At 58.8% G+C, this 9,614-nt stretch carries 9 protein-coding genes and 3 pseudogenes; 7 read left to right on the forward strand and 5 right to left on the reverse strand.

The annotated features are described in order from the left end of the window. From msrQ to MESS2_RS34285, 3 genes are all read left to right on the forward strand, one after another. The coding region (msrQ, locus tag MESS2_RS29075) for a protein-methionine-sulfoxide reductase heme-binding subunit MsrQ (RefSeq protein ID WP_040594295.1) at positions 1-489 on the forward strand (489 nt) is incomplete at its 5' end. Between the two features lie 562 nt (positions 490-1,051). After that, positions 1,052-1,279, forward strand: coding sequence for a hypothetical protein (locus tag MESS2_RS33700; RefSeq protein WP_008878255.1), 228 nt, complete (start codon positions 1,052-1,054; stop codon positions 1,277-1,279). After that, positions 1,276-2,244 carry an anti-sigma factor family protein gene (locus MESS2_RS34285; RefSeq protein ID WP_425277767.1) on the forward strand — a complete coding sequence of 323 codons (969 nt, stop codon included), beginning with the start codon at positions 1,276-1,278 and terminating at the stop codon, positions 2,242-2,244. Before MESS2_RS33700 ends, MESS2_RS34285 begins: the two co-directional genes overlap by 4 nt. Here MESS2_RS34285 and MESS2_RS32565 read toward each other — a convergent pair. The 3 genes and pseudogenes from MESS2_RS32565 to MESS2_RS29095 all read right to left on the reverse strand — a co-directional run. Beyond that, positions 2,154-3,422, reverse strand: a pseudogene (locus MESS2_RS32565) (ISKra4 family transposase); the annotation flags it as partial. The gene MESS2_RS34285 and the pseudogene MESS2_RS32565 overlap by 91 nt on opposite strands. A 44-nt stretch (positions 3,423-3,466) precedes the next feature. Further along, on the reverse strand, positions 3,467-4,063 hold the full coding sequence (locus MESS2_RS29090) for a plasmid pRiA4b ORF-3 family protein (protein ID WP_083918715.1): 597 nt from the start codon (positions 4,061-4,063) through the stop codon (positions 3,467-3,469). 10 nt (positions 4,064-4,073) lie between these two features. Further along, complete coding sequence (locus MESS2_RS29095) at positions 4,074-5,021, reverse strand: tyrosine-type recombinase/integrase (RefSeq protein WP_008878259.1); 948 nt, start codon at positions 5,019-5,021, stop codon at positions 4,074-4,076. Positions 5,022-5,207: 186 nt separating this feature from the next. Between MESS2_RS29095 and MESS2_RS32570 the strand changes: the two genes are divergently transcribed. The 4 genes and pseudogenes from MESS2_RS32570 to MESS2_RS33705 form a co-directional block, all read left to right on the forward strand. Further along, positions 5,208-5,591, forward strand: coding sequence for a hypothetical protein (locus tag MESS2_RS32570; RefSeq protein ID WP_157357892.1), 384 nt, complete (start codon positions 5,208-5,210; stop codon positions 5,589-5,591). A 372-nt stretch (positions 5,592-5,963) separates the two neighbouring features. Next, a pseudogene (locus MESS2_RS31770) lies at positions 5,964-6,244 on the forward strand (IS66 family transposase); the annotation flags it as partial. 173 nt (positions 6,245-6,417) lie between these two features. After that, positions 6,418-6,720 carry a hypothetical protein gene (locus MESS2_RS29100; RefSeq protein ID WP_008878262.1) on the forward strand — a complete coding sequence of 101 codons (303 nt, stop codon included), beginning with the start codon at positions 6,418-6,420 and terminating at the stop codon, positions 6,718-6,720. An 18-nt stretch (positions 6,721-6,738) separates the two neighbouring features. After that, positions 6,739-7,089, forward strand: a pseudogene (locus MESS2_RS33705) (transposase domain-containing protein); the annotation flags it as partial. Here the strand turns inward: MESS2_RS33705 and MESS2_RS29105 are convergent. Both MESS2_RS29105 and MESS2_RS29110 read right to left on the reverse strand, forming a co-directional pair. Continuing rightward, positions 7,024-8,226, reverse strand: coding sequence for a pyridoxal phosphate-dependent aminotransferase (locus MESS2_RS29105; protein WP_040594297.1), 1,203 nt, complete (start codon positions 8,224-8,226; stop codon positions 7,024-7,026). The pseudogene MESS2_RS33705 and the gene MESS2_RS29105 sit on opposite strands and share 66 nt — an antisense overlap. A gap of 295 nt (positions 8,227-8,521) precedes the next feature. Beyond that, on the reverse strand, positions 8,522-9,614 hold a 1,093-nt coding region (locus MESS2_RS29110; RefSeq protein ID WP_157357893.1), incomplete at its 5' end, for an aminotransferase class I/II-fold pyridoxal phosphate-dependent enzyme.

The raw sequence follows: 9,614 nt of genomic DNA on the forward strand, positions 1-9,614 counted from the left end.
GAGCGGACTCTGGGGCTTTGGGCGTTGCGATTTCTGATCGTTACGCTGACCATCACCCCGTTGCGCGACCTCTTCGGCATCAATTTCCTTCGCTACCGGCGCGCGGTCGGGCTGCTTGCGTTCTTTTATGCACTGATGCACCTGACTACCTACCTGGTGCTGGACCAGGGTCTCGACGTCGCGGCCATCTGGGCGGACATCGTCAAGAGGCTCTACATCACGATCGGCATGATCAGCTTTGCGATATTGGTCCCACTCGCGCTCACGTCGAACAATGCGATGATCCGTCGTCTGGGGGGAGGTGCATGGGCCCGTCTTCATCGCTGGGTCTATGTGGCCGCCGCGGCCGCCGCGATCCACTTCCTTCTGGTGGTCAAATCATGGCCGATGGAGCCAGTCGTCTATGCCTCGATAGTGGGCTTGCTTCTTGCTTACCGCGCCTTCAAACGTCTGCGCGGTCGCAGACCAAGGAGGCTCGCTTCCACCTGAATTTAGCCGCGCATTGGTTCCCTCGACTTCCGGTTGTCCTCCGGCGCCAGCTGCGCTCAGCAGCAGCTGGTTGGACGCGCGACACATAATATAATATTGCGCGTTCCGCGCACTGCCGCCGGCAGCTCTTCTCGCGACGGGCACCAGGATTGCTCACCTCTGACCAATGAATTGGTTGGATCAGAAGTTTCGACTCCGTCGACACGAACGGGGGAATAAATTCCGCTCCCCGCGCGTTCTTAAACTATGGAAGATGATGGCGACGGCTGAATGAAGGTTGCCGATGTTTCGATGGCTCGGCTGCTTGTGCAGCACCGAAAGTGGAGTTCAGTCGGGCGGGCGTGGCAACCGGAACTGGAGTCCCCGGGCAAGCCGTTTGGACGAGAAGAAGACGGCTATGCTTGCGGAAATCCCCCGGCTGCGCCGATATGCCCACGCTTTCGCGCGACGGGGAAGTGGCTCGATAGCTGACGTACCGGCAAGAATTCGCTCTGCTGGCAATTTGAGATCATGTAGCATTTGTTCATCGATCAGATACGGAAGGCGAATCGGCCGGGCAAGGTTGTCCCGCTGCCAGGAAGCCGCCGAAAACGTGGTCACGCCCGGGTCACCGCAGGCCACCTTTGCCGGCTGTGACGTCCTCGCCGGGTTTCCCGATCCCGAGGCGGCCAGCATCCTCGGCATCCCTAGGGGAACGTTCACGTCGCGGATCGCGCGGGTCCGTGAGGAATTGCGCGTGCCGCTGAACGACGCGGCTCGGCACCATACATCCGGGAACGTCGAGAAATGACGGAGCGCAGCTGCATGATGTGCGATATCCACATGGCGCTCGACGGCGAGATGCCTGCCGAGGAGCGGGGCGATTTCGAGGCCTGGTTGGAGGCTAATCCTGAAATGAAAGCGAAGAGCGCGCTCTTCGCAGACGATATGAGGCTGCTGCGGGAGACCTTCGGCGGCATTCTCGATGAACCGGTCCCCGAGCGGCTGACGGGGCTCTTGACAGGGAGGCAGGCAAGACCGGCGGCGGGGTTGACGCGTCGGCGCACGGTCGCGGCGGTAGCGGCGATTTTCGTCGCGGGTGCTGTAGGGGGATATCTCACTGCGTCCAGCGGATTGCTGATGGACTTGCAAGGCGAGGACGTACTCGCCGAGAACGCGATCGCAGCCCATGTGACCTATACCGCCGATCAGGCGCGCACTGTCGAGGTCAGTGCGAGCGACAGAACCTATCTGGAGAGCTGGCTGTCGAAGCGAACAGGCCTGAGGCTTGTCGCGCCGGACCTTACGGCCGAAGGTTTCGAACTGCTTGGAGGGCGAGTGTTACCCGCCAGGCAAGGTTCTGCCGCACTGCTGGTCTACAAGGATCAGGGGGGCACCCCGATTTCCGTGTACGTCACGGCAGAAGGCGAGGCGATCAGGACGGGAACCTACACGCCGGCGGTCGGCGGTCCGACCGCCATCTATTGGCAGGACAGGAACTTCGGCTGTGCCATCGTCGGCTCGCTGCCTGGGGAGCATGAAAAAGTTGGGGGTCATCAGGCGGCCAGCTTAAGTGGATCTTCAGATTTCTGCCGCGCCTCGCACCAACGCTTGAAATCGTTGTCCAGCGTGCCGTCGAGCACCCGGGTTCGCAGTTGCATGAGGAGATGGACGCCGCGTGGCGTCCACTGCATCTGCTGCTTCTTGGCGAAACGCTTTGCGATCACCTGGTTGACCGTCGACTCGACGAAGGCGGTCGAAACCACCTCGCCATAGCGGTGGCGCTCTGCGTAGTTCGGAATGAGATCGGCGTTGTTGTCGATGTAGCGGCTAAACTCCTCGATATACCGGCGCAGCTTGCGCACCTCTGGCGATGGGTCGGTGATGAGATCAAACCCGTCGGTGAAGTCCTCAACGAGGATGAGTGCCCGGCCGACATTGCCGTGCCAAAGATAGCGCCTTACGCTTTCGAGCACCGCGACAGCCGCAGGCGCTGCGGCACTGACCGGCGGTGGCAGGCCGCGCGCCATTTGCTGGAGCACTGTGACGCGCATGGCGATGTGGAAATAGTCGAGAACGTGCTCCGCGTTGGGGCGCATGTAACATTGGAGGTCTCGCAGATTGCAGGCGCCATCCGACATGAAGGTCACCTCCTGGTTCATCGCGATGCCCTGACTGACAAGAAGTTCGTGCAAACGACGCTTCGGCTTTTCCTCGTGCCCGGCTACAAAGCCAAATCGCCGCACTGGTCCTTCTTCGGGTACCGACTTGCCGACGATCACCTCGAAATTGGTCGGCCTGTCGGTCCAACTGCGCACATAGCCGCCATCGATGCCGATCGTCACGGGCGGTCCGGGGATCGGCATCTTGTTCCATTCGGCCTGGCATCCGCTCGCGAACATGGCTTGCTCGGGGCCGAGCTCGGCTTCGAGACGTTCGGCGACCCGCATCGCGTCGTTCCTGATCGTCGACGCGTTCACGGCCTCGTCGATCGGCAATACGTCCGCCAGCAAAGCGGCAGTGACACCGTAGGCCGCAAGTGACGCCCAACGCGCCTCGAGCGCAAGCAGATCGGGTGTAACGCGTTCGGGCAACGCTGCCACGACAGGCGCGAAAATGCCGGGCATCGCTTGGCATCGGCAGCGTCGATATCGGGGACTTGGCAGAGTGAGCTTGCCGAAGCACGTGCGCACGGTGATTGTCCGGTTATCCTTCAGCCAGCGGGGTCTGCAGCAGTCTGGACAAGGCCGCTGGCGCCGGGAATGATGCATCACCTGAGCACCGGTGATCGCGGTCTGGAGCGCAGCAAGGGCCTTCTTCGCTTCTTCCAGCGTCAGACCGAGCTCATCGATCGACAGCGCACCGTCTGTTCGATCGAAACTGATAATCTCTTGCGTTTCGTCTGCCGCGTCGCCGCCGTCGATCATGAGTTGAATGGCAAACCGCATCCGCATTCCTCCTTATCTGCAGGAGAGGGAAGCATGTCGACCGGTTGCGGTCAGCCCTTGGTGAGCTCCGAAAATTCGAGTTTCAAAGCTGCATTCACCTCGCGCCGGCTGAAGCGCTCGGGTTTGAACGTGCGCAGCGGATCATCGTCATCGGTTTCTTCTTCATACCCATGAAGCAGCCGATCGATGTCGCCGAAGCGGATCCGATCGACGAGCGCCATATAACCTAGTGGACCACCAATATCCTCAGGCGGACCGGCACGCGCGCCGGCGATGCAGACCGGGTAGACCTTGCCGCCCTCTCGCTCGTGCTTGGCCTCAACCCGGATCTCGTGTTCCCAAAGATCACCGAAATCGTACTCGTAGCGGATCCTCTGGTGCACGCGCAGTTGGAGATCGGCGAGCGTCACCTCGCGACCCGCCGCGTCGCGGTGGCGCTCGCCAGTCCAAGTCGTACCATAGTGCCGGCCGTGCAGGTTGAAAGCATGGAGATGGTAGTCCTCCCAGCCGAAGGCGATCTGGATTGTTCGGTGCAGCGCGTAGAGTGTCATTTCTTCCGGAACGAGCAGTCGGCGCCAAATCATCGGCGAGATTCGTCGCAAGCTCACTTTGAGTTGGTACACGTCGAAATTTGCAACAGCGGACATGCTGGTCAGGCTAACCCGGAGCCGACGAGACCCCCAACTTTTTCATGCTCCCCAGATAGTCTGCCAACGCCTTAGCGACCGCCGGCAGAAGCGGCAATGTGAAGGCCGTCCCCGTCTTCGGCCGAACGACCGACAGGGTGTCGGCTTCCCAATCGATGTCTTCGAACCGCAAGCGGATGGCCTCGCCCGCTCCAAGACCGTAGGTGCTCATCATCAACAGGAGCGCGTAATCGCGCAGTCCCATCAGTGTCGACCGATCCACCGCCTTCAGCAGGCGCTGCACATCCTCCCAGGCGAGCGCCCGCCGCGGTCGCTCGAGGCGCGGTTGCACCGGCGCGATCACGGCTTCGCTGAGATCGACGGGAATGCGATCGCTCCAATGCAGAAAACGCAGGAAACAGCGGATACTGCACGCGACGCCACTAACGTACGACCGGGAATACCGTTGTGCGTAAGCGACGAGAAAGGCGTCGACATCAACCAAGCGTATCGAATGCCAGTCTTCGCCGGCCTGCGCCAGGTGATCCTGAAGCTTGCCGATATGATACAGCTTTTGGTCTACAGTCGCTTGCGGATTGCCGCGATGCCGCAGAAGATAGTCGGCATACTCCGAAAGCAAAGGTGTTGCCGGCGGCTTTGCCGGACGCGGCGATCGCCAAGGCGGCGGTGCTAACCCCAAGCTATGATAGATCCGGTTGAGTGACCGCAGACCGCTCCGGAAAAGATGTAGCGAACGCGGATCGAGGTTCCGTCGTTGCGCATACCAGTCGATAAAGCGGTTCACGCGTTCGAGGGTGAGTTCTCCGCGCTCCACCAGCCCATGTTCGACGCAATAGGCGCGGAACAGCTTGATCCTCTGCATGTAAACAATGGCTGCGCCACTGCTCAGGTGGCGGTCGGCGCGCCAAACGCGGCAGATATCCTCGGCGGAGGGCGTGACATTGGGTTCGGTCTGCATGGCGATCCTGTCACCTTGACCGACCCAGCGTAGCGGGCTGCGGGATTGTGGTCAGGCCCCACTTCGTGTTGGCCGCAGGCACCTGGTGATGCCACCCTGAAGCCCGTGACCCAGCGCGCTCCAGACGTCCGGGCCATGGCACGGGCATCACCAAGCGCTACCGGAGCGAAGCCCAATGGAGCGGGGATGCAGCTCAGCGCCGGGGTTGGCAGCGCCCGGCGCAACTTGGGCAACATCGGTACGTCATCTGCTGCGGCCGCGCACGCCTGCACATCTGCCGCCAATGATGGCGCAATCACCCTGACAGCCATGATCGACCCACGCACTGCAGTGACCCGCCGCCGAAGCCAGCGCACCGCTCCCGCGAGGCCAATCTCCGGTCCGCGCAGCGCATCCGCCGCCACTTCCATGCTTCTTGCCGATGCCGCCACCGCGACTGTGCACTCGATCGTTGCAAGCAGCCCGGGCAAACGGGCTGCCAGGAAATCCGGCAGCAAGCTGAATGTCATCCGCCCTTCCGGGCAATACCAGCGGGCGATGCGCACGCCGGGACTGGTCAGCCGTGCATAGCTGCCATGGCGTCGAAAGGCACAGCCACCGTGCGGATGAAGCGGGCAGCCCGATAGATACGCGCGCTGCCACTCCTGCGTGGCGATATAGTCCTCGATCGTCGACGATGTGCGCAGCGGTATCTGCAAGTCCGTCCCCTCGCTCGCAAGCATCCTACGATCCTGCCGCAGCTTTTATCCGGACACCAGAACGCCTCAAACTCTCGTAAATGCAGCGTGCGCCGCCAAATACCCGAGATAAAACTTCGCCCTGGATAATGCGCCTTATCTGGTGGTCGAGATAAGGCCCAGGCGCGGCGCAAGTTCTTCGAACTGGCCGATATCGCCGGCAACCTGCGCAAGGGCAAGCCTGCCCACGAGATATCATCCGCCGCTCGACGAAGGCAGGCTTTGTCTTTCGGGCAAGGCCGCTGAACGAGCCCTGCGCGGTAGGGCTCTCGGAAGAAAGGCGTGGCTATTCGCCGGTTCTCAGCGTGGGGGCGAACGTGGCGCCTTCATGTATTTCCTGAAAGTCACGGCGAAGATGAACGATATCGCTTCGCAAGCCTGGCGGATGTCCTGGTCCGCATGCCCAACCTGCCCGTATCAAGGCTGCCGGAACTGATGCCCTGGAACTGGTCCGCCGCAGGCAGCGCCCGGCAGATTGCGGCCTGATGGCGCGCCCCGACGCATGTCTACACGATCGAGTATGTCGCCGCGTTGATCGGCGAGAACCTCGAACTCCTCCCGGAAACCACCAGGCGGTTACAAACGTAACACGATATTGCTTATGATTCGGAGCGGTTGTTGATATGTACTAGTCAAAGCTATTTAAAGGAGTAATCGAAATGGGCACAATAGCGACACTCGCCGAACGTGCGATGGCGAAGGCCGGATCTGCTATTGACAGGGTTGTCCCTAGCAACCCAGACAAAGCAGAAAGGCTAGGAGAAAAAATCAAAGGAATAGTCGGGCAAAAAATTTTTGATAAAATAGAGAGCTTTGCCGATGCTGCCGATGAGGAGCGGTACAACAGGCGTATACAGAAAGAAAAAGATCCAGTTGTTCGCGCAGGGATGATCAGCGCAGCTTTAGGGCAGTCGCCACGGCAGTTCACTCGTGACGACCGTTCAGGCGGTCGTGGCCTGTGATTTTCGTGCGCTTCCATCTTTACGGCCACGCTGACAATGAGTGCCAAGTTCAACGACGTCGGTCCGCAGGCATGGCTTGCCGACGTTCTCGTCCGTATTGCCGATTACGAGACCGTCGAGCGGTCGACCTGCCCAATCCCGCTTAACCGGAAGAACGCCCCCTTTGCCGGCTCTGATGGCGGCGCCGAGCACTGGCCCGTCGTCGCCTCACTGATCGAGACCTGCAAACTTAACCACGTCGAGTCGCTCGGTTACCTCGACGTTCTCCCCAAGATCGCCACTCGGGCGGCGGAGAAACCAACTTTAGGCGCCAGCGGCTCCGTAAAGCTGAGGCGAAATTGTGTCGCAGAAGCGCACAATTCGTCTTAGGGCTTCATCGAATGCATCATCCTTGGCTGTCAGACAAATCCGGATAAAACCATCGAGGCTTGCGCCAAAAGAAGATCCAGGCATGGTTGCTACGCCGCATTCGTCTAGAAGCTCGCGTGCAAATTCCTTTCCCGAAAGCCCGGTCCGGCGCACGTCGACCAGTGCAAACATACCCGCCTGCGGACGATATACATCCAACATGGTCTTTCCATTGCCAAGAGCACGTTCCAGTCGTTGTGCACGAGCTGAATATCTCTGTCGCATGCCGGCAACTACCGAGGATCCCATTCTTATGGCATCTACGGTCATATCGGCAATGAATGGCTGGTTCCCGAACAGCATAGTATCGCATAGCAACACGGAAGCCTGGACGAACTCCTTTGAGCCGATGCTCCATCCACTTCGGAATCCCGGGGCGGCGTGAGATTTCGATATAGACGAGACGACCACAACACGATCCCTTACCGCATCGAACTCGAGCGGCGAGACGAAGGTTTGGCCCTCAAATATCAAATCGGCATAAACCTCGTCGGAAACGATCCAGAGGTCATGGCGCGCGGCTAGATTGGCAATTTCCGCAATGTCGCTGCGAGTAAGTATCGAACCAGATGGATTGTGAGGCGTTGTCAACAAGATGACCCGGGATCGAGCGCTGATACAGGGCGCGATGTCGCAGGCCCTCATCCGGAAACCATTTTCCGGTTTCAACTTGACGGGCACCATGGTTGCCCCAGTGGAGCGGATGACAGCCTCGTAAGTTGCATACATCGGATCGCCTACGAGCACTTCATCGCCCGCGTCCGCAAGTGTCATCATCGCGGCGAAAAGGGCCGTTTGCGTACCCGGAAAACACAAGACATTTTCAGGGGCGATCGGTCGCCCGACGCGAGCCGTATAGTGTTCCGCAAGCGCTTCGAGAAGCTGAGGCTCCCCCTGCTCGGCAGCATACTTTGTTCGGCCTCTCCGGATTGCGGCTATCGCGGATTCCTTTAGTTCTTCAGGTACCTCTACATCCGGCTCGCCCAGCGTCAACTCAATCACGTCTTCGCCGGCGGCGGCCATCTCGCGTACCCTTAGATGCAGCTCCCATTTGCCCTTTGAACCGTCCAAGCGGCTCACCAGCGAAGAAAATTTCATCTCTGATTTTCTCGACGTTTAGACATTGCACGAATTGGCAAAATCCCGGGCTCTTGCGAGCCCAGATTCTTGACGGCACGCGAGCCCAGAATAATCGCTCCCGGTGCTCAGACGTCGAGGACGCAATTTGCAACACCCAGACGGGCTAAGAACGGGTGAAACGGAGTTTCTCGGTCAATGGCTCACTAGAAGCAGGGCGCGCGTTTGAGCAACAAGTAAGGCGTCACGTGACACTTTTCCCCAAATGGACACAAAAATCCACCGCCGAGGCTGAGTGGCAAAGACGCCGCCTTCATCAGGTTTCAACCTGAGCCCCGTGTGGCCTATTTCCGCTTGATACTGGGTGATTCCTCGCAGCTGTGACCTTGAGGTGGGCCTCCGCGACCTTTGCTAAGGCAAATTTAAGGTCAAAGATGGTCGGAACCCCAAGGCATATTCGGATGCCGCTTCGGTTGGGGTCTTGATTCAGACTGATAGCCGGTTTGCTGAGCCTGATCCCTTGTCTCCTAGCCATTGTCCAAAGCGATTTGCTATCGTCTTGGGACATTGGCAAAAACATATGGAAGCCGTTGCCTATCAATGCATTCTGAATCCCGGCAAATGCCTGCTTTGCCAACTCGTTTCGTCGGACCCCTTCCTGATGGGTCATCATCGCGACCTCCGAAGCCAGGCCACTCGTGACCCATTGCTGCATAACCTCCGCTATAATTGGAGAAATCTTCGCACCGTTTGTCGAAACGTAACTCATGATGGTTTTGTGAAATCGGGGAGGGCACACGAGCACCCCGAGTCTGAACCACGGAGAGAGAATCTTCGCCAAGCTGTTTATATAGAAAGTAATATCTGGAGCCATGTCGGCAAATGTCGAGTGGTTTCTGGAAGAAAAGGCCGTGTAAACGTCATCTTCTATGATTAACATGTTTTCACTCTGGCAAATTTTTAAAAGTTCTACCATCCTTGAATTGGAAAGAGAAATCCCCGTCGGATTTTGGGCGGTTGGAGATATATAGAGGACAGGCTGCCGACCGGTGCGCTTTACCTCTTTGGATACTCGATCGAGTTCATCAGGACACATTCCTTCGCGATCGGATGATACGCCAACTACCCCGATGTTGAGATCCTTGGCGATCCACAGGAGACCTGCGAATGGAATTTCATCCGTGACGATAGTTATCTTTTCTTTGTTGAGCACAGCCAAGGAGATCCAAATGGCATGTTGTCCGCCATTGCAAAAAATCATGTGTTCGGGTCGGATGGACGCGCAATAGCTCTGAAGCCACGCAGCAAGGCATTGCCTATGGCCAAATGAACCCTGGTAAGGGTACGATCTCCCCCCACCGATATCCTGTTTCTCGACGGAGGCCGCCAGCTCGACGAGAGTCTTGCTT

The organism is Mesorhizobium metallidurans STM 2683 (assembly GCF_000350085.1).
Lineage (GTDB): Bacteria > Pseudomonadota > Alphaproteobacteria > Rhizobiales > Rhizobiaceae > Mesorhizobium > Mesorhizobium metallidurans.

What these genes read in the sequence shown, in the direction of transcription:
- MESS2_RS34285 (WP_425277767.1), top strand. Translation starts at nt 1,276, where the DNA reads ATGACGGAGCGCAGCTGCATGATGTGCGATATCCACATGGCGCTCGAC.
- MESS2_RS29090 (WP_083918715.1), bottom strand. Translation starts at nt 4,063, where the DNA reads ATGTCCGCTGTTGCAAATTTCGACGTGTACCAACTCAAAGTGAGCTTG.
- MESS2_RS29095 (WP_008878259.1), bottom strand. Translation starts at nt 5,021, where the DNA reads ATGCAGACCGAACCCAATGTCACGCCCTCCGCCGAGGATATCTGCCGC.
- MESS2_RS32570 (WP_157357892.1), top strand. Translation starts at nt 5,208, where the DNA reads ATGCAGCTCAGCGCCGGGGTTGGCAGCGCCCGGCGCAACTTGGGCAAC.
- MESS2_RS29100 (WP_008878262.1), top strand. Translation starts at nt 6,418, where the DNA reads ATGGGCACAATAGCGACACTCGCCGAACGTGCGATGGCGAAGGCCGGA.
- MESS2_RS29105 (WP_040594297.1), bottom strand. Translation starts at nt 8,226, where the DNA reads ATGAAATTTTCTTCGCTGGTGAGCCGCTTGGACGGTTCAAAGGGCAAA.